The 16,852-nt window shown below is 41.2% G+C and carries 24 protein-coding genes; 12 read left to right on the top strand and 12 right to left on the bottom strand.

From position 1 onward, the window contains the following. Window positions 1-56: 56 nt before the first annotated feature. Genes JVX94_RS00270 through JVX94_RS00260 form a run of 3 tightly spaced genes read left to right on the top strand, consistent with a single transcriptional unit; the run spans window position 57 to window position 2,625 of the window. The gene (locus tag JVX94_RS00270) at window positions 57-1,058 is read left to right on the top strand and encodes an ABC transporter substrate-binding protein (RefSeq protein ID WP_144485014.1); all 1,002 of its coding nucleotides are present in this window, start codon (window positions 57-59) and stop codon (window positions 1,056-1,058) included. Window positions 1,059-1,073: 15 nt separating this feature from the next. Further along, complete coding sequence (locus JVX94_RS00265; RefSeq protein ID WP_034279407.1) at window positions 1,074-1,844, top strand: ABC transporter ATP-binding protein; 771 nt, start codon at window positions 1,074-1,076, stop codon at window positions 1,842-1,844. A 34-nt stretch (window positions 1,845-1,878) separates the two neighbouring features. Next, complete coding sequence (locus JVX94_RS00260) at window positions 1,879-2,625, top strand: ABC transporter permease (protein WP_377970562.1); 747 nt, start codon at window positions 1,879-1,881, stop codon at window positions 2,623-2,625. Between the two features lie 32 nt (window positions 2,626-2,657). On the opposite strand, the gene ytkD is transcribed toward JVX94_RS00260, so the two are convergent. Then, a complete protein-coding gene (ytkD, locus tag JVX94_RS00255) occupies window positions 2,658-3,134 on the bottom strand; it encodes an RNA deprotection pyrophosphohydrolase (protein ID WP_095409353.1) in 477 nt (158 codons plus the stop codon). 248 nt (window positions 3,135-3,382) lie between these two features. On the opposite strand from ytkD, the gene JVX94_RS00250 reads away from it, so the two are divergent. Beyond that, window positions 3,383-3,994: a TerD family protein gene (locus JVX94_RS00250; protein WP_205184195.1), complete on the top strand. Its 612-nt coding sequence runs from the start codon at window positions 3,383-3,385 to the stop codon at window positions 3,992-3,994. 22 nt (window positions 3,995-4,016) lie between these two features. Continuing rightward, window positions 4,017-4,802: an AIM24 family protein gene (locus tag JVX94_RS00245; RefSeq protein WP_144485020.1), complete on the top strand. Its 786-nt coding sequence runs from the start codon at window positions 4,017-4,019 to the stop codon at window positions 4,800-4,802. Window positions 4,803-4,830: 28 nt separating this feature from the next. On the opposite strand, the gene JVX94_RS00240 is transcribed toward JVX94_RS00245, so the two are convergent. The 4 genes from JVX94_RS00240 to JVX94_RS00225 form a co-directional block, all read right to left on the bottom strand. Beyond that, window positions 4,831-5,139 (bottom strand): hypothetical protein, encoded by a 309-nt coding sequence (locus JVX94_RS00240; RefSeq protein WP_024425787.1) that lies wholly within the window; start codon window positions 5,137-5,139, stop codon window positions 4,831-4,833. A gap of 43 nt (window positions 5,140-5,182) precedes the next feature. Beyond that, window positions 5,183-5,587 carry a phage holin family protein gene (locus JVX94_RS00235; protein ID WP_075611804.1) on the bottom strand — a complete coding sequence of 135 codons (405 nt, stop codon included), beginning with the start codon at window positions 5,585-5,587 and terminating at the stop codon, window positions 5,183-5,185. 155 nt (window positions 5,588-5,742) lie between these two features. Next, window positions 5,743-5,934: a hypothetical protein gene (locus JVX94_RS00230; protein ID WP_024424925.1), complete on the bottom strand. Its 192-nt coding sequence runs from the start codon at window positions 5,932-5,934 to the stop codon at window positions 5,743-5,745. 126 nt (window positions 5,935-6,060) lie between these two features. Then, the gene (locus JVX94_RS00225) at window positions 6,061-6,498 is read right to left on the bottom strand and encodes a Dps family protein (protein ID WP_095409356.1); all 438 of its coding nucleotides are present in this window, start codon (window positions 6,496-6,498) and stop codon (window positions 6,061-6,063) included. 131 nt (window positions 6,499-6,629) lie between these two features. Here JVX94_RS00225 and ytzI point away from each other — a divergent pair, with 131 nt between their 5' ends. Then, window positions 6,630-6,776 (top strand): YtzI protein, encoded by a 147-nt coding sequence (gene ytzI, locus JVX94_RS00220; RefSeq protein WP_003217544.1) that lies wholly within the window; start codon window positions 6,630-6,632, stop codon window positions 6,774-6,776. An 8-nt stretch (window positions 6,777-6,784) separates the two neighbouring features. Here the strand turns inward: ytzI and JVX94_RS00215 are convergent, their stop codons facing one another. Next, on the bottom strand, window positions 6,785-7,219 hold the full coding sequence (locus tag JVX94_RS00215) for a FixH family protein (protein ID WP_144471468.1): 435 nt from the start codon (window positions 7,217-7,219) through the stop codon (window positions 6,785-6,787). Window positions 7,220-7,336: 117 nt separating this feature from the next. Beyond that, window positions 7,337-7,810: an S-ribosylhomocysteine lyase gene (locus JVX94_RS00210; RefSeq protein WP_003217624.1), complete on the bottom strand. Its 474-nt coding sequence runs from the start codon at window positions 7,808-7,810 to the stop codon at window positions 7,337-7,339. Between the two features lie 126 nt (window positions 7,811-7,936). Here JVX94_RS00210 and yidD point away from each other — a divergent pair, with 126 nt between their 5' ends. Beyond that, window positions 7,937-8,161, top strand: a complete 225-nt coding sequence (gene yidD, locus JVX94_RS00205; protein WP_041107381.1) for a membrane protein insertion efficiency factor YidD — start codon at window positions 7,937-7,939, stop codon at window positions 8,159-8,161. Between the two features lies 1 nt (window position 8,162). On the opposite strand, the gene JVX94_RS00200 is transcribed toward yidD, so the two are convergent. Continuing rightward, window positions 8,163-8,729, bottom strand: coding sequence for a beta-class carbonic anhydrase (locus JVX94_RS00200; protein WP_024424929.1), 567 nt, complete (start codon window positions 8,727-8,729; stop codon window positions 8,163-8,165). 215 nt (window positions 8,730-8,944) lie between these two features. On the opposite strand from JVX94_RS00200, the gene JVX94_RS00195 reads away from it, so the two are divergent. Further along, window positions 8,945-9,928, top strand: a complete 984-nt coding sequence (locus tag JVX94_RS00195; protein ID WP_095409358.1) for a metal ABC transporter solute-binding protein, Zn/Mn family — start codon at window positions 8,945-8,947, stop codon at window positions 9,926-9,928. Between the two features lie 76 nt (window positions 9,929-10,004). Here JVX94_RS00195 and JVX94_RS00190 read toward each other — a convergent pair whose 3' ends face one another. After that, complete coding sequence (locus JVX94_RS00190; RefSeq protein ID WP_041086807.1) at window positions 10,005-10,247, bottom strand: type B 50S ribosomal protein L31; 243 nt, start codon at window positions 10,245-10,247, stop codon at window positions 10,005-10,007. 176 nt (window positions 10,248-10,423) lie between these two features. Between JVX94_RS00190 and JVX94_RS00185 the strand changes: the two genes are divergently transcribed. The 4 genes from JVX94_RS00185 to JVX94_RS00170 all read left to right on the top strand — a co-directional run bounded on the left by JVX94_RS00185 (window position 10,424) and on the right by JVX94_RS00170 (window position 13,268). Further along, the gene (locus JVX94_RS00185; protein WP_205184193.1) at window positions 10,424-11,755 is read left to right on the top strand and encodes a cytochrome ubiquinol oxidase subunit I; all 1,332 of its coding nucleotides are present in this window, start codon (window positions 10,424-10,426) and stop codon (window positions 11,753-11,755) included. A gap of 22 nt (window positions 11,756-11,777) precedes the next feature. Continuing rightward, window positions 11,778-12,824 carry a cytochrome d ubiquinol oxidase subunit II gene (locus JVX94_RS00180; protein ID WP_189310210.1) on the top strand — a complete coding sequence of 349 codons (1,047 nt, stop codon included), beginning with the start codon at window positions 11,778-11,780 and terminating at the stop codon, window positions 12,822-12,824. 68 nt (window positions 12,825-12,892) lie between these two features. Continuing rightward, window positions 12,893-13,051, top strand: a complete 159-nt coding sequence (locus JVX94_RS00175) for a DUF1540 domain-containing protein (RefSeq protein WP_008360682.1) — start codon at window positions 12,893-12,895, stop codon at window positions 13,049-13,051. 25 nt (window positions 13,052-13,076) lie between these two features. Then, window positions 13,077-13,268 (top strand): hypothetical protein, encoded by a 192-nt coding sequence (locus tag JVX94_RS00170; RefSeq protein ID WP_024424934.1) that lies wholly within the window; start codon window positions 13,077-13,079, stop codon window positions 13,266-13,268. Between the two features lie 114 nt (window positions 13,269-13,382). Here JVX94_RS00170 and menC read toward each other — a convergent pair whose 3' ends face one another. The 3 genes from menC to menB all read right to left on the bottom strand — a co-directional run bounded on the left by menC (window position 13,383) and on the right by menB (window position 16,843). Further along, window positions 13,383-14,507, bottom strand: a complete 1,125-nt coding sequence (gene menC, locus JVX94_RS00165; protein WP_205184190.1) for an o-succinylbenzoate synthase — start codon at window positions 14,505-14,507, stop codon at window positions 13,383-13,385. After that, window positions 14,494-15,954 (bottom strand): o-succinylbenzoate--CoA ligase, encoded by a 1,461-nt coding sequence (locus JVX94_RS00160; protein ID WP_205184187.1) that lies wholly within the window; start codon window positions 15,952-15,954, stop codon window positions 14,494-14,496. The genes menC and JVX94_RS00160 overlap by 14 nt, the downstream gene beginning before the upstream one ends. Window positions 15,955-16,024: 70 nt before the next feature. Continuing rightward, complete coding sequence (menB, locus tag JVX94_RS00155) at window positions 16,025-16,843, bottom strand: 1,4-dihydroxy-2-naphthoyl-CoA synthase (protein ID WP_024424937.1); 819 nt, start codon at window positions 16,841-16,843, stop codon at window positions 16,025-16,027. Between the last annotated feature and the right edge of the window lie 9 nt (window positions 16,844-16,852).

Below are 16,852 nucleotides of genomic sequence, written 5' to 3'. Positions count from 1 at the left end.
AAATCCCTTTTGACATACTTTAATTAGTGATCTAGAACAAAGGAGGCGAATTACTCTTGAATCGTTCCATCAAAGTCAGACTGGCATTCATCGTCGTTGTCCTGCTCTTTATTCCATTTGTCGCCTGTAAAAAAGAACAAGAGCAGACCGTACAAGTAGCCGAGGTGACCCATTCGGTTTTTTATGCTCCGCTATATGTTGCCTTAGCTGAGGATTTCTTCAAAGAAGAAGGGCTAGAGGTAGAATTAAAAACGACTTGGGGCGGCGATAAAACGATGACAGCTCTCTTATCCGGCGGCGCAGATATCGCCCTGACCGGATCTGAATCCTCTATCTATGTAGAGGCTCAAGACACAAAAGACTCTATCATCAACTTTGCACAGCTGACACAAACAGACGGTACATTTCTTGTTTCAAGGGAGAAAGTGAGCGAATTCTCTTGGGATCAATTAAAAGGAAAAGACTTTCTTGGGCAGCGGAAAGGCGGCATGCCGCAAATGGTCGGTGAATATGTCCTGAAAAAGGAAGGCATTGATGTAAAAAAGGATCTCCGCATGATTCAAAATATTGATTTTGCCAACATTTCAGGTGCTTTCTCCTCTGGAACTGGCGATTTTGTGCAGTTATTCGAACCGACAGCTTCCTTAATTGAAAAAGAAGGCAAAGGGTACATTACCGCCTCCTTTGGAGAAGCTTCCGGGAAAGTGCCATATACCACCTTCATGGCAAAGAAGAGTTACTTAGAGGAAAACAAAGAGACAGCAGAAGCCTTCACTCGTGCCATTTACAAAGCGCAGAAATGGGTAAAAGCCAAACAGCCGGAGGAGATCGCCAAAACCATTCAATCTCATTTTCCTGACACAGAACTTGATGTCTTATCAACTGCCATCAAACGTTACAAACAGCAGGACTCCTATGCAACAGATCCCCTTCTGAATGAAGAGGAATGGAACAAATTGCAGGAAATCATGAAGGAGAGCGATGAATTGCCGAAATTTATCCCGTACAAACAACTTGTCGATTCATCCATTGCAAAGAAGGTCACAGATCACAAATAGAATAGGAGGTAGCACATGTCTTTCCTTCAAATTGACCATGTGACCCACACGTACTTCTCTTTAAAAGAAAAAACAACGGCCATACAGCACATCAATATGGAGATAGACCAAGGAGAATTTATCTCATTTATTGGTCCCAGCGGCTGCGGAAAAACCACCCTTTTGTCTATCATTGCAGGAATCACGCCGCCCTCTGAAGGCCGCATTTTAATCGAAGGAAAAGAACCGAATCAAAAGGAGCATCAAATCGGCTACATGCTCCAGCAAGATTATTTGTTCCCTTGGAAAACCATCAAGGAAAATATCATTCTAGGGTTAAAAATTACCAAGCAAGATTCACATGAAGCCACCTCCGCTGCTCTTGGTTTACTGCCTAAGCTTGGCCTTCATGATGTGGAGGAAAAATACCCAAAGGAGCTGTCAGGCGGCATGAGGCAGCGTGCGGCTCTCGCCCGAACGCTTGCAGTGAATCCCGGTCTTCTATTACTAGATGAACCCTTTTCAGCTCTAGACTACCAAACCAAACTCACTTTAGAGGATCTCGTCTTTCATACACTCAAAAACTATCAAAAAACAGCGGTCCTTGTGACACATGACATCGGCGAAGCCATTGCGATGAGTGACCGCATTTTCTTATTCTCAAAGCATCCTGGCTCGATCCAGCGAATCTTTACCGTTCCAGATGATCTGAGGACTCTTTCTCCTTTTAAAGCAAGACAGACCCAGAGTTTCCAAGAGCTCTTTCAAACAATTTGGAAGGAGCTGAAAACAGTTGAAACACAGTGACCTTTTACATGAAGCCTATCGCAAAAAATACCGAATGGAAAAACGCATGACCCGAATCTATCAGTTCATTATTTTCGCCAGCTTCTTTTCGCTTTGGGAGCTTGCCAGTCATTTTCGTCTCATCGATCCACTGATATTTAGTTCACCATCTGCGGTCTGCCAATTGTTTGTACAAAAAATATCCGATGGGTCTTTAGTGAATCATATGAGTATTACATTATTTGAAACAGTGCTCGGATTTCTACTTGGTACCTTTTGCGGCATTTTGCTCGCTGCCGCCCTATGGTGGTCCACCCGCCTGGCAAACGTTCTCGATCCTTATTTAGTCATTTTAAATGCCATGCCAAAAGTTGCCCTCGCCCCGATTTTAATCGTTGCCCTTGGGCCTGGCATGATCAGCATCGTTGCCATGGGCGCAATCATTAGTGTGATCATTACGACGATCGTCATATATACAGCCTTTCAAGAGGTCGATGAGAATTATTTAAAGGTGATGAAAACCTTTGGTGCGAAAAAAAGCGTCGTCTTTCGCGAGGTCATTTTACCAGCTAGTATTCCAACGATGATTTCTGCTATCAAGGTCAATGTCGGCCTTTCTTGGGTTGGGGTCATTGTAGGAGAATTTCTTGTTTCTTCAAAAGGGCTCGGCTACATGATCATTTACGGCTTTCAAGTCTTCAACTTTACACTCGTGTTCTTAAGTCTTTTCATTATTGCCGTGTTTGCGACCATCATGTACCAGCTAGTGGAATGGCTCGAACGCCATTTTCTTCAAAAATAAAAAAGCACAGGGATTGTCTCCCTGCGCTTTTTTTAACGAATCAAACCGTTCTTTTCTAAATAAGCAAGACTTTGTCTTAACACATCATCTTTCATAATAAAACTGAAATTCTTATTTTTTGCGATGGATTTTGGCAAGTCTGCGAAAAGAACGGGTCCTTTCGTTTCAAAATACGTGTCTTGCTTCACTAGCCTTTCAATATCAGCGAAATAAATATTCTTGACAATGACCTTTTCTCTGCCCAGCACCTGATATTGACCAATATACGTTAATTCACGAACAACAGCACCCGTCTCTTCTTGAATCTCCCGTATAGCGGCTTGGTCTGCTTCTTCATTCGGCTCAACTTTCCCTCCTGGAAACTCATAGCCCCGATCCTCATGTTCAGTGAGCAGCCATTTCCCTTGGTAGCGGCAGATAGCCCAAACATGCTTAGGATGACTTGAAAAAGGCTTCTCCTCAAAAGAGAGCTTGACCGTATTATGATAATAGTCTTTAAATACATGCATGTGAAATCCCTCATATCCTGTCCTTGCTTCTTGTAAAACATCATACCACAGATCACATTTCTCTGAAGAATTTTTATCAAAAGTGAAACAAACGAGTGGTTCCAATTCGTCTGTATCTAAAATGAGGTATTGTTGCTAAAACCTTTTTATCATTTCCAACTTCACCCAATGTTAATCATGAAACCTTTTATCCCTATATGACGTAAATGAATCAGTGTTGATCCTATGACAACGAGGAGGAAATCAGCATGAGTATAAACAATGGGTCAAAACAAGACGTACCCCATGAGGTGCTCAAGAAACACCTTATGAAAGGGCAAAAGTTAGATTTAACAAAAGACAATCCAGCGATCGACCAAATTCATATCGGGCTTGGCTGGGACCTGGCTGGTCAGCCAATTGATTTAGATACGCAAGCGTTTCTTTTAAATGAAGAGGACAAGCTGTTGTCCCCTAAGCATTTGATCTATTATCACCAGCAGCAAAGCTTAGACGGAGCTGTTCGTCATCTTGGTGATCATCAATTTGGCGGAGGGTATCGAGACAATGAAATGATCATTATGCAATTAAGCAGAGTCTCACCTGACATTCACAAAATTGTCGTCACAGCCACGATACATGATGCTCACGAACGCCAGCATCATTTTGGACAAGTCACCAATGCCTACGTGCGCCTTACTGATCAAATCTCGCAGCAAGAGATTTGTACCTTTCAGTTAACAGAGGATTATTCGTATTGTACATCCATTATATGCGCTGAACTCACGAGAGATCAGGAGGAATGGAAAATCACCGCGACCGGGCAAGGGACTACTCTAGATTTAAATGATTTATGCCGCATCTATGGATTCACATCTTGATGCAGGAAAGGAGCTGGCACCTATGGGATTTCATTTCATCACAATAGAAGAACTTACCTTACAAGCAGAAGGCAGCGGAATCTTTTTTGCCAAAAAAGGCGCCATGATTGCCGATCAAGGAAGTTTCCAATACCGCAAGCGATTACTCGGAACGAATAAAGGAAATATGGTCAGTCAAGTATTTAACCACATCAGCAGAAAATTCACAGGTGAAAACCTTGAGATGATGGAAGTGAGTGGACAAGGTACTTGCTACTTGGCGGATGCAAGCGAGCACGTAACAGTGATTAATCTTGAGCCAAGTGGTCCTTGGCAGCATGTAAGTGTAGAAAGTGAAGATTTACTTGCCTTTACTGAGGAATGCCATTACGGCGTCACACCAGTAGGCGTTGGTATTTTATCGCAAAAAGGACTGTTTACATCAAAACTTTCCTATCAAGGTCACGGAGCGCAGGTCGCCATTAAAACGAATGGAAATCCGCTCATCTTAAAAGCCCCCTGCCGTGTAGACCCTGACGCGATTGTCGCTTGGACGGGCAAAGCACCGAAGGTCAAACTAGATGTAAACTGGAAAACTTTCATTGGACAAACATCTGGCGAATCCTACTTATTTGAGTTCCAGGAACAAGATCAAATCGTCATTATCCAGCCATCTGAGCGCACATCTGGCTTACGGGTTGGCTTAGACGATAATCGCTATAAGCCTCAGAGCCAGAGCTCCTCTCATGAATTCACCAATTCACAGCAAGAAAATAGAGGCGGCGGGATCAGTGATCTGATCGGAGGCATTTTACAACCGCGAAAATAAAGCATGTAGAGATTCCCTACATGCTTTTTCAATTCATCAAACCATTTGTCTCAATAAAGCTCCTTGTCTCTTCATTGCCGAGCTCATAAATCATTGTGTAAATCTCTTTTCTTTTTCTATCCATTTCATCATTTGGACTATCATAATGATATTCAAGAAACGGAACATGCGCCCTAAAGAAGCCTTTCCAATCTGTCATATATTGTTCATCGAAATAGTCTCTCAGCTGCAAGATTTGATCATCATCTGCTTCTATTTGAAATTGCCAAGCCGCCGCATCTCTATGCTGCGATATCGATCCATCTTGTACGGATACATAGTATGTGTGTCTCGCCATCTGAATCATCCTTTTTCCTTTAGTATGACCAGATATGAGGAAATTACGGCTTTTTGCGCAATTTATTTTTCAACATGTCCAACACATCAATAAACAACTGCGGAATGGGAATTCCAAGGGCTCTGGCTGTCAAGACGATTTGGTAAGATTCATAAATTATATAAAAGATGATCGCTAAATCCTTAATCGTCCCATTTGTCTTCAGCATGACATCGAAGAAATGTGCCATAGATATTAAGGAGACTGTCACAATCTTTCGAACAAGCCGCGTAAAAAACCGCTTCATTGTGAGCTGTCCAGTCAAAGATTCTCTTAGGCTTGAACAAATTAATTCAATAGCCATCAACGTCACTAAAATCATCAGTAAATATCCTGCTCCACCAAACAGAAAGCCCATCGCCGACAAACTCACTGTAACCAACGAAAAGATGCCTAAATCCTTGCTCACTTGGCATCAACATCCTTTCAGAGTGGAACTCCTTACCTCAATAGTATATGCCGGATGCTCGCAATAGCTTGGACGACAAAAAATAAAGGCGCTGTTATGTACTCAGGGAAACGAATGAAACCAAAAAAGCCGCCCCTTGAGGCGGCTTCTCTTTTTTAGACTCTGACATCAATAAATGAAGCATCTGAATCCTTTGGCTGAACAGCTTGAGGCTGCTGCTGCACTTGATCCAGCATCACCATGGCTTGTGCTGTATTTGTAGCAAGCTGTGAATTCAACAAACTGATATTGAGTGTCTTTTGAATGCTCGCTACTTGCTGACTCATCATTCCTGCAATAGAAGACATCTTCTTCCCTCCCTTCTCTTTTCTCTTCGGCTGAAAGCCCTATGATTTCAATGGGCTGTCTGTCCCGATTCCAATAAAAAAGAATGTCGATCTATTGATGACCGACATTCTTTTCACATACGTGTATTATCCTAAATATGCTTTAAGCATCCAGTTGTGTTTTTCAATGGATTGATGAATCGCAAGCAGCATATCACCTGTTGTTTCATCGCCAACCTCTGCAGCCAGCTCCATTCCTTTCTTTAATTCCTCAGCGATATTGGAGAAATCATTATATAGATTTTTCACCATTTGCTCCGCTGATTCTTTGCCTTCTGCTTCTTGAATGCTGGAAATTTCTAAGCACTCTTTCATTGTCGCAACAGGCTGTCCATTTAAAGCAAGCATACGCTCAGCCAAATCATCAATATATGTAGCTGTTTCTGTATATAGTTCCTCAAATTTCTCATGGAGTGTAAAGAAATCTTTCCCCTTTACATACCAATGATAGTTATGTAATTTCACGTAAAGCACAGTCCAATCAGCTACTTGTTTATTCACAACGTTTAATAAATTTTCAGACATGTTTATTCCTCCTTATGTAATTGCGTTTAGTATGAGAATACCCTTTTCTTATTATACTGAAACCTTCCATCAATTTCTTCTATTTTGACTGCATGAAATATATGTTAATATGGAAATAAGGAGGGAGTTAGATGCTGTTACTTGGGATTATCAGCTTTATCATTATCTCAATCGTTGTCTTTTTATCATTATGGACGACATCGAAGGCTTATGAATATAAGCATAAAGTCGATTCACCACAAGATGCTGAACCAAACCAACGTCCTAATCCAAAATAAAACTGTTTTTAATGATGTGAGGTTTCTTCTTCAGTAGATGAACTCTCTTTTTTCATCTCACCTACGTGGATGTTCGTTTTCGGCATATTATGCTGCTGTTTAGCTGTCACATGGACTTGTATGATATAAAGGCCATCTTTTTTGAAGGCTGTGTGTAATTCGTATACACCTTTGTTTTCTTTCTTTGGCTGAATCATCTTGCTGTTATCCTTGTCGCCATCTTTCCACACTTCAAATTGAACATCATCTGCATCATCAACAGGCGTATCACCGTATGTGACAGCTGCTTTTACTATAACGCTTTCATTTTTCTCCACTTGCTCAGGTCCTGTGAGTTTTACTTCTAATAGCTCAGGCACTTCCCCTTTGCCGCTATTTGCTGCAGAGTTTCCACATGCACTCAATAACGTGAGCATCAGAATCATTCCCAACATTTTTCGCATCCTGCGCTTCCCCCTTCTTTTACTGACATGTCCATTTTAACAAATATCCCCTATTTTGACATCTCTGATTGAATTCAAATAAAAAACCGGACATCTAATGTCCGGTTCGTCCTTCTATTAACCAAATACTTTTAAAAGCTCTTCTTGATCCTGAGAAAGCCAGAAACGCATTAAACGTTTTGCTCCTTCAAGATCATGAAGCTTCGCTTGGCCGCATTGCTCTTCGTTTGCAGCAGGAATTTCTGTTACTTCAACCGCATCCTTGAATGTTGCATCAAGAAGTTCAACGATCTCTTTTGGAGTTGGTGCACCACTGACAACTAAATAATATCCTGTCTGGCAGCCCATTGGAGAAATATCAATGATATCAAAATGGTCATATTTCTCTGAGTGTGTTCTAATATTAAATGCAAGCAAATGCTCTAATGTATGAATCGTATCAGGTTTCATCGCCTGCTTGTTTGGCTGACAAAAACGAATATCAAATTTATTTACTTCCCCATCTGATCCCACTTTATGAACGCCGCAATGACGAACATATGGCGCTTTTACAGCATTATGATCAAGTTCAAAGCTTTCAACTGAAGGCATAATCACCACTCCTATAATTGCAATTTCCTATATTATAACATATTTCTCCGACCAGTTTAGTTTATAAAACTTTCCTTCCTTGTCCTTTTTTCTTATACTGTGAAAGACAGACAAGGAGGAACCTCTATGAAGCAAATTTTTATCGGCATGATACGCTTTTATCAAAAATGTATTTCCCCTCTTACACCGCCAAGCTGCCGGTTTTATCCAACATGCTCAAACTATGGACTAGAAGCGATCAAAACGCATGGCGCGATTAAGGGCGGCTGGCTCACCATAAAACGGATTTTAAAATGTCATCCGCTTCACCCTGGCGGCATCGATCCTGTTCCGCCTAAAAAGGAAAAATAACTTACTTTTCTTCATATCCGTTGACAACTAAGTCAAGCTTCCCTGTTCCAGGGTCAATGACAAGCCCATGTACAGGTACATCTGATGGAAGAAGCGGGTGATTTTTCACTACGGACACACTGTCCTTCACGCTCTCTTCAACTGAACTAAAGCTTTTGAGCCACTGTTTAAAATCAATTCCTGAGTATTCCAGTACTTCAATACGTTTTTCTGGAATACCGCGCTCAACGGCTTTATTTAAAAGTGTCTGGCTGTCTATTTTGCTCATCCCGCAATCATGGTGCCCAATGACATATACCTCGTCAGCATTTAATTCATAAACAGCAACTAAAATGCTTCGCATAATACTTCCAAATGGATGAGAAACAAGCGCTCCAGCACTTTTGACAATCTTAATATCGCCATTTTTCATGTTCATGGCACGCGGAAGCAATTCAACAAGTCTTGTATCCATACACGATAGAATGACAGCTTTTTTCTGTGGAAACTTTGTTGTTGTAAATTCTTCGTATTTCTTTTCTTCAATAAATTGTTGATTATATTCGATGATTTCATCTAAAAGTTTCATACGTTTGTCCATTCCTTTATCTTTTTTTAAAAATAAATATAGCACAATGTAAGAAATTTCGTCACGTTTTGCTGCTTATTTTTTTTAGAGGAAACATCTGCTGATGAAAATTTTTTAATTTCCTCTTTTCAAATCGTAATTATTACGATACAATAACTCAGGACATTAAATCGTAATCATTTCTATCTATTAGAATGAGAGGAGACATTTTCTACATGAAAAAAATCTTTTTTATTTTAACAGCTGCTTTATTCGTGATCGGTCTTGCCGCTTGCTCAAGCAGTGCGGGCACTAATGCTTCAAAAGGAAAGGCAGACGGGAAACTAACCATTTACACCACGATCTTCCCAATTCAAGATTTCACTGAAAAAATTGGCGGCTCCCACGTTCATGCTCAAAGCGTGTATCCTGCCAATGCAGATGCACACAGCTTTGAACCAAGTTCTAAAACGATGGTTGAAATGGCTGAAGGTGATGCCTTTATCTACAGCGGTACCGGGGCTGAAGCATTCGCAGACAAAACTGCTGCCACATTAAAAAATCAAGGTGTGAAAACAGTCAAAGCAGCCGAAGGCATCAAATTGTTATCGACAAAAGAAGAACATGCACATGAAGAAGGCGAAGATCATGATCACGAAGGTGAAGATCACGACCATGATGGGCACGATCACGGAGATAAAGACCCTCATGCATGGTTAGATCCCGTTTATGCGCAGCAAATGGCGAAAAACATTAAAGACACACTCGTCTCATTAGATCCAGATCATAAAGACGAATACACAAAAAACTATGAACATCTAAAAAAAGATTTGCAATCATTAGACCAAGAATTCAAAACAACGTTATCTAAAGCGAAACATAAAGAAATCCTTGTTTCTCACGCAGCTTATGGTTATTGGGAAAAGCGTTATGGCATTGAGCAAATCAGTGTTTTAGGATTATCCGCTTCTGAAGAGCCATCACAAAAACAGCTCGAAAACATTGTACAAAAAGCGGAACAGCATCACATTCAATACGTTATTTTTGAAAACAACGTCAGCAGCAAAGTATCAGATACAATCCGCAGTGAAATTGGGGCAAAAAGCTTAACCCTTAAAAATCTAGAATCCATTACTGAAGATGATGCCAAAAATGGAGAAAGCTACGTCAGCTTAATGAAACAAAACTTAAAGACCTTAAAAACTGCATTAAATGATTAATGCTTTGAACCCCGGTTGATCAGCCGGGGTTTTTTGCTGTAAAAAAGCACACCTTATAAGGTGTGCTGCTATTTGATTACATTTGATATTTTTTCTTAAACAGCTCGGCTCTTCCGCCTTTTTCTCCGAATTTTTGGCGTCCTGTATAAAAAGGATGCGTATCAGAGCTTGTTTCTACTTTAATGACAGGATACGTTTTCCCATCTTCCCACTCTACTGTCTCATTTGATGTCTTTGTCGATCTACTCAAGAAGCGGTAACCGCTGTTTACGTCCATAAATACAACTTCATGTGAGGTTGGATGAATATCTCTTTTCAATGTCAAAACTCCTTTCATTATCAAAACGTAATGGTTACGTTTTATACTTATATTCTACTCCCTCTTATACAACTTGTCAAAAAACAAGCTTTCTTAGTCAGGAAGAATAATCTAAAAATGGTGGAGAATAATAAGCATTATGAAAAAGAGAAGCGATAAGAAAGGCGGAGAAAAAATTGACTGATCTCGTTTTAGCTAGAAGCCTGTTCGGCACAACTATGGGCTTTCATATTATTTATGCCTCGCTTGGCGTCGGCATCCCGCTAATGATTTTGTTAGCTGAACTCATCTTTCAAAAAACGAAGGACCCGCATTATGCCATCATGGCCAAGCGATGGACAAAAGCGCAGGCTGTTCTGTTAGGGGTCGCCATTCCAACAGGCACGATTGCTGGTACTCAGCTTGCCCTTTTGTGGCCAGGTTTTATGGAGGTCATTGGAAAGGTCATGTCACTGCCATTCCAGATTGAAATTTATGCCTTCTTTATAGAAGCATTATTTATGTCTATTTATGTGTATGCAGCGGATCGCCTATCAAATGCAATGCGCATCATTACCGTTATTTTTATCGTCATTGGTGCAGCTGCATCAGCGATTCTGATTACAAACGTACATGCTTTTGAAGGAACACCTGCTGGCTTTCAGATGGTGAATGGAGAAATCACAAATATCGAGCCTTGGAAGGCCTTTTTCAATCCAAGCTTTGCTGTGACTGCCACACATGTCGTGCTTTCTGCTTTTACAACAGGTGCTTTTGTGATTGCTTCAGTAGCAGCTTTTAAAATGCTCAAAACTAAAAAGAATGAAAAACTCTATACATTTCATCGAAAAGCCCTTTTTCTAGGACTCATTGTAGGAGGCCTTTTCTCCTTTCTAACAGCCTTAAATGGCCACGAGTCCGCTCAGCTTCTATATGAATATCAGCCTGAAAAGCTGGCTGGAGCTGAAGGTTTGTTTGAAACGCAATCACATGCGCCTCTTGCAATAGGTGGTTTTACGGATGCTGATTCGCAGGAAATTAAAGGTGCGATCGAAATTCCTTGGGCGCTTAGTTTTCTGGCAGGAAATAGCTTCGATACGGTGGTCAAAGGCTTAAATGATTTTCCCCGTGACGAGTGGCCGCCATTATTTATACACACATTATTTAACGGCATGGTCATTATTGGATCGGTGCTCATTCTATTTGCGGTATTAGCACTGCTTTACCGTAAAATTTTAAAACGTGAAAAATTTCCGAAGTTTCTTCTTTTTCTTTACTTATTCGGCGGGCCTCTTAGTCTTTTGGCTATTGAATTTGGCTGGATCTTTGCTTGTACAGGCCGTCAGCCATGGGTCATTTATCGAATGCTCAAAACCTCTGAGGTTGTCACATCATCTGGCTCGATCGGGACACTTTTTATCCTTTTTGCCATTGTCTATCTCATCTTAGGCATTGCAACCGTTATTGTGCTGACGTACTACTTTAGGAAACATACGATTGAAGAAGACTTACGGTTAACAGAATCTTAAAAAGGGAGCGATCTTGATGCAAATGGATGTTACAACTGATGCGCTCATTGCAATCACCATCTTATGGGGATTCGTTTTTATCTATGCAGTGATGGCATCAATGGATTTCGGCGCAGGATTTTGGTCGATGATTTATATGAATAGAGAACAAACAAAAGCCGCTAATATCGCAAATAAGTACCTTTCTCCAACATGGGAAGTGACAAACGTCTTTATTGTGGCCATCGTTGTCGCATTGTTCAGCCTGTTTCCAGGTGCGACCTTTGTACTTGGTACCGTTTTATTAATACCCGGCAGCATCATATTATTACTTCTTGCACTGCGAAGCGGGTTTCTCGTGTTTTCTCATTCACTGCCTAAGAAATACCGAAAAGCGGTGACTTACATTTCAGGGATCAGCGGCTTTATCATTCCGTCCATCCTGATCATGGTTCTCCCAATTACCCATGGTGGATTTATCTTTCAGGAGAACAACGTCTACTCACTAGATCTTGGACTGGTCTTTACAAGTGCAAATGTTTATTCTTTTGTCGGCTTTGCCATCTTCAGCACCCTTTTTCTTTCGTCCTTACTTTTAGCCGATTTCTCTAATGTAGCTAATGAAGATGAAGCTTACAGCATATATAGAAGAGGTGCGCTCATTACGGGTCCTCTTTCACTCATGATGGCCTTTTTTATCATGCTGACTTTACGAAGCGAGGCCAATTGGCTTTTCACAAAAATGATGCAGAACATCCCTATTCTTCTTGTATCTCTCCTAATGTTTCTGCTCGCAGGCCTGGCTCTATTTTTACCAAACAGCCGGTTTAAGAACCGGAAAGGAAGACCACGCCTTGCCGTCATTGCGATTACCATTCAATATTTCTTAGCAAGCTATGTGTACGGGCGTGCCCATTTGCCTTATATGGCCTATCCAGATATTACAATCATGTCTGGATTTACAGACCCTGTCACATTTAGGGCATTATTTATCACCTATATTGTAGGTTTTATCATCTTATTTCCTGGCTTCTATTTCTTCTGGAAATTATTTATGAAGGATAAGCGTTATATTCGCCAGGAAGATTAACATGAATGGGCGAGCTTCATTTCGGTTACATTATAGATGAAAGACATACTCAAAAGGAGGTCATCTGTATGAGTCAAAAAATCCTTTGTGAAGTCAATAACTGTTCCTATTGGAATGCTGGAAACCGCTGTGGTGCAGATGCAATCTATGTCGTCAGCCACACAGGAAATACGGCTGAGAAAAGTGAAGAAACGGATTGTAAAACGTTTAAACCACAAGATCTTTAAGTCTCATTAAAGGAGGCGCTTCAATTTGAAACACGATCGGCTGCTTCAAACGTTTTTTGACGAAATTCATGACGCGGATGAAGCCGCATTCCACCAAGCCGCTCACTCCTTTTTAAATCTTTGGGATTATGAATATGGACATGCATCAAACATGCCAAGTGAAATTCATCAGTATATCGGACAGCTTGCTTATGACAGCGAGCTGGTTGAAGAGTAAGAAAAAGAAAGAGTGGACCACCCGCTCTTTCTTTTTTTGTTCTGACAGGAAGGAAAAACTTTCTCTCACTATACCTAGATTCTATTGGGTATGCAAAAGGTCATTCCTTCGTTTTTATTTCACAAAATCATGTTTTGTAAACACGTCGATTTTATCTGAAAATGAACGGAGCGCTTGGTAATCAACTTCCACGCCCATTCCTGGGGAGCGGGGCACCTCAATAAACCCATTTTCAACTTTAATTTCAGGAAAAATGATATCCTGCTCCCAATATTTTGACGAAGCTGAAATATCACCGGGAATTGTAAATTGAGGAAGCGAAGCAAGTGCCACGTTCTGCGCTCGGGAAATACCTGTTTCAATCATTCCCCCGCACCATAACGGAATTTGATGCTCCTTACTGAACGTATGAATTTTAAGAGCCTCTGTCAGTCCGCCAACTCGTGAAGGCTTTACATTAATGATTTGACAGCTGCCAAGCTCTACAGCTTTTCTTACATCATCTAAAGAACAAATACTTTCATCTAAACAAATCGGCGTTTTTAAATGCTTTTGCAAATGGCGGTGGTCCACAATATCATCTGCAGCTAAAGGCTGTTCAATCATTAATAAACGAATATCGTCGAGCTGCTTGAGTTTGCTAATATCTTTTAATTCATAAGCAGAGTTTGCATCTGCCATTAATGGCAGCTCAGGAAAAGACTCTCTTATCTTTTGCAGCAGTCCAATATCTTGTCCCGGTTTAATTTTCACCTTCACCCGCTGATAGCCTTGGTCAACAAATTGCTGAATTTGCTGAAGCATATCGTCAATAGGGCCTAACCCCGCCACAACACCAGATGGTATTCTATCTTTTGTGCCGCCTAATACATCGCGTAAAGACTTATTCTCACGCTTCGCATAAATATCCCAAACAGCTGCTTCAATGCCTGCTTTCGCCATCCTATTGCCTTTAAATTGATACAGACTGTCAGGTATTTCTGAAGGATGTGTAAAGGTGCGCGTCAGCACGTTCGGAATAAAGAAAGCCCTCAGCATATGATAGCAAGTCTCAATTGTTTCTTCTGTATACCACGGAGAAGAAAAGGCAGATACCTCTCCCCATCCAGTCAATCCGGTTTGATCTTTTACTTCAACAATAATAAACTCACGCTCTGAAATGGTTCCAAGACTTGTTGTAAATGGCTGTTTAAGCTTCATCGTGACATGATATAAAATCACTCGTTCAATTTGAATCATCTAAAAACCCCTTTGATTTGAGTCTGTGCCTTTGCAATTTATTCGACGCATTTCTTGGCAGCTCGTCCACAAAGTGAAAAGCGGCGGGCCATTTATATTTGGCTAAATGCGACTCACATAAAACATAGAGCTCATTCTCCGGTATTTTATCATCTGTTACAAGAAAAGCAGCAGGCACCTCTCCCCATCTATCATCATACATACCCGTTACTCCGGCTTCCTTTACATGCGGATGTGTTAAAAGAACCGCTTCAATTTCCGCAGGATAAATATTTTCTCCGCCAGAAATAATTAAATCTGAACGACGGTCAAGCACAAATAAGAACCCGTCCTCATCCACATAGCCAATATCACCCGTTCTCAGCCAGCCCTCATCAAAGGCAGCCGCGGTCGCTTCTTCACGGTAAAGGTATCCTTTCATCACATTTGCACCCTTCACCATAATTTCGCCATGCTCAAAAGGGATGCAAATGCGATCACCATCTTGAATTTTCAGCTCACACCCAAAAAGAGGTTTTCCCGCTGAACCAAGTTTCTCTACACTAAATTCGGGGGCAAGGGTCACAATTTGTGAACAGGTTTCCGTCATACCGTACGATTGAAAGACAGGAAAGCCCTTCTCTTTGCTTTCTTGGAGCATCACATAAGGCGCAGGCCCTCCGCCTAATAAAAGACAGCGCAAAGAAGATGGACATTCTTCCAGTCTGCTTAATAAACGAGATAACATCGTCTGAACAACAGAAATCATCGTCACGCGATGCCGTTCAATAGAATCCTTTACTTCGTCGACATCAAACTTCTGATGAAGCACGACTGTCATCCCATATATCACAGACTTAAATAACGCGGATAAGCCGCTAATATGAAAAAGAGGCAGGGAAATGAGCCAGCGGTCATCCTCTCTGAGACCCAGATTCAGTGCAGAGGAAACTGCACTATGAAAATGATTGCCAAACGTTTGCTCTACCCCTTTTGGACGTCCTGTTGTCCCAGATGTATACATGATGGTCGCTGTTTCATTCAAATCAAATTCGCTCTCGATCTTCTTGTCATGGCCTTGCCCTGGTTCAGGTAAAGTTTCCATTGTATAAACGGGTAAATCTCCCTCATGGTCGCTTGCATAACTAGATTCTGTTAATAAAGCCGCTGCTTTTGCATCTTCTAGCTGATAGCGTCTTTCAGCCTTTGTCAGCTTGTTGTTCAATAGCACGATTTTTAACCCTAATAAAAAACAGGCATGAACAATCATCACCATGTGAGGATGATTGTTCATCAAAAGCGCAACCGTTTCCCCTTTTTTCAATGATGCCTGTGCAAGTCTATTTGAAAGCTCGTCCACTTCTTGAGCCAATTCGTGAAATGTCCACTCTTTCTCTTGGTATATGAGTGCGACTCGATCTGGCGTTAAATAGGCACGGTGCAGCAGCCAATTAGGTTGCTTCATCATGACACCTCCTTTTCGTAAAAGAAAACAGCTTAGTCTGATGCACTAAGCTGTTTTCATTGATATCATTGAATCAAGGGAAACGCGGGAACTGACCGAAGTCCGGCTTGCGTTTTTCCTTAAAGGAATCGCGTCCTTCTTTTGCTTCATCTGTTGTGTAATAAAGAAGAGTCGCATCTCCTGCAAATTGCTGAATTCCAGCTAATCCATCTGTATCTGCGTTAAATGCAGCCTTCAAGAATCGTAAAGCAGTCGGGCTCTTTTCTAGCATCTCCTCACACCACTTCACCGTTTCCTCTTCAAGCTGATCTAATGGTACTACTGTGTTAACAAGTCCCATATCAAGCGCTTCTTGTGCATTATATTGACGGCATAAGTACCAAATTTCTCTTGCTTTCTTATGACCAACTATACGTGCAAGATAGCCTGAACCATAACCAGCATCAAAGCTGCCTACTTTTGGACCTGTTTGTCCAAAAATCGCATTATCTGCTGCAATCGTCAGATCACACACAACGTGAAGAACGTGTCCTCCGCCAATCGCATAACCTGCCACCATTGCGATAACTGGTTTTGGTATGACACGAATCAAACGCTGTAAGTCTAATACATTTAGACGTGGAATTTGATCGTCACCTACATAACCGCCATGGCCGCGAACTTTTTGGTCTCCACCAGAACAGAATGCTTTTCCGCCAGCACCTGCAAGTACGATCACACCAACTTCTGAATTATCACGAGCTCGTGAAAATGCATCAATCAATTCACTAACAGTCTTTGGCGTAAACGCGTTATGTACGTGTGGACGATTAATCGTAATCTTTGCGATTCCATTGTACGTTTCATATAAAATTTCGTCATACTGACGCTCAGTTTGCCATTCAATAGCCATCAATATTTC

The organism is Bacillus sp. PDNC022, from assembly GCF_016919285.1.
GTDB lineage: Bacteria > Bacillota > Bacilli > Bacillales > Bacillaceae > Bacillus > Bacillus safensis.
Note: the sequence above shows the minus strand (reverse complement) of the source record. Positions and strands in the feature narration are given on the sequence as shown.

Excerpts from the sequence above, each read along its gene's own strand:
- JVX94_RS00265 (WP_034279407.1), top strand. The coding sequence starts at position 1,074 with ATGTCTTTCCTTCAAATTGACCATGTGACCCACACGTACTTCTCTTTA.
- JVX94_RS00260 (WP_377970562.1), top strand. The coding sequence starts at position 1,879 with ATGGAAAAACGCATGACCCGAATCTATCAGTTCATTATTTTCGCCAGC.
- ytkD (WP_095409353.1), bottom strand. The coding sequence starts at position 3,134 with ATGCATGTATTTAAAGACTATTATCATAATACGGTCAAGCTCTCTTTT.
- JVX94_RS00250 (WP_205184195.1), top strand. The coding sequence starts at position 3,383 with ATGAGTATAAACAATGGGTCAAAACAAGACGTACCCCATGAGGTGCTC.
- JVX94_RS00245 (WP_144485020.1), top strand. The coding sequence starts at position 4,017 with ATGGGATTTCATTTCATCACAATAGAAGAACTTACCTTACAAGCAGAA.
- JVX94_RS00240 (WP_024425787.1), bottom strand. The coding sequence starts at position 5,139 with ATGGCGAGACACACATACTATGTATCCGTACAAGATGGATCGATATCG.
- JVX94_RS00230 (WP_024424925.1), bottom strand. The coding sequence starts at position 5,934 with ATGTCTTCTATTGCAGGAATGATGAGTCAGCAAGTAGCGAGCATTCAA.
- JVX94_RS00225 (WP_095409356.1), bottom strand. The coding sequence starts at position 6,498 with ATGTCTGAAAATTTATTAAACGTTGTGAATAAACAAGTAGCTGATTGG.
- ytzI (WP_003217544.1), top strand. The coding sequence starts at position 6,630 with ATGCTGTTACTTGGGATTATCAGCTTTATCATTATCTCAATCGTTGTC.
- JVX94_RS00215 (WP_144471468.1), bottom strand. The coding sequence starts at position 7,219 with ATGCGAAAAATGTTGGGAATGATTCTGATGCTCACGTTATTGAGTGCA.
- JVX94_RS00210 (WP_003217624.1), bottom strand. The coding sequence starts at position 7,810 with ATGCCTTCAGTTGAAAGCTTTGAACTTGATCATAATGCTGTAAAAGCG.
- yidD (WP_041107381.1), top strand. The coding sequence starts at position 7,937 with ATGAAGCAAATTTTTATCGGCATGATACGCTTTTATCAAAAATGTATT.
- JVX94_RS00200 (WP_024424929.1), bottom strand. The coding sequence starts at position 8,729 with ATGAAACTTTTAGATGAAATCATCGAATATAATCAACAATTTATTGAA.
- JVX94_RS00195 (WP_095409358.1), top strand. The coding sequence starts at position 8,945 with ATGAAAAAAATCTTTTTTATTTTAACAGCTGCTTTATTCGTGATCGGT.
- JVX94_RS00180 (WP_189310210.1), top strand. The coding sequence starts at position 11,778 with ATGGATGTTACAACTGATGCGCTCATTGCAATCACCATCTTATGGGGA.
- JVX94_RS00175 (WP_008360682.1), top strand. The coding sequence starts at position 12,893 with ATGAGTCAAAAAATCCTTTGTGAAGTCAATAACTGTTCCTATTGGAAT.
- menC (WP_205184190.1), bottom strand. The coding sequence starts at position 14,507 with ATGATTCAAATTGAACGAGTGATTTTATATCATGTCACGATGAAGCTT.
- JVX94_RS00160 (WP_205184187.1), bottom strand. The coding sequence starts at position 15,954 with ATGATGAAGCAACCTAATTGGCTGCTGCACCGTGCCTATTTAACGCCA.
- menB (WP_024424937.1), bottom strand. The coding sequence starts at position 16,843 with ATGGCTATTGAATGGCAAACTGAGCGTCAGTATGACGAAATTTTATAT.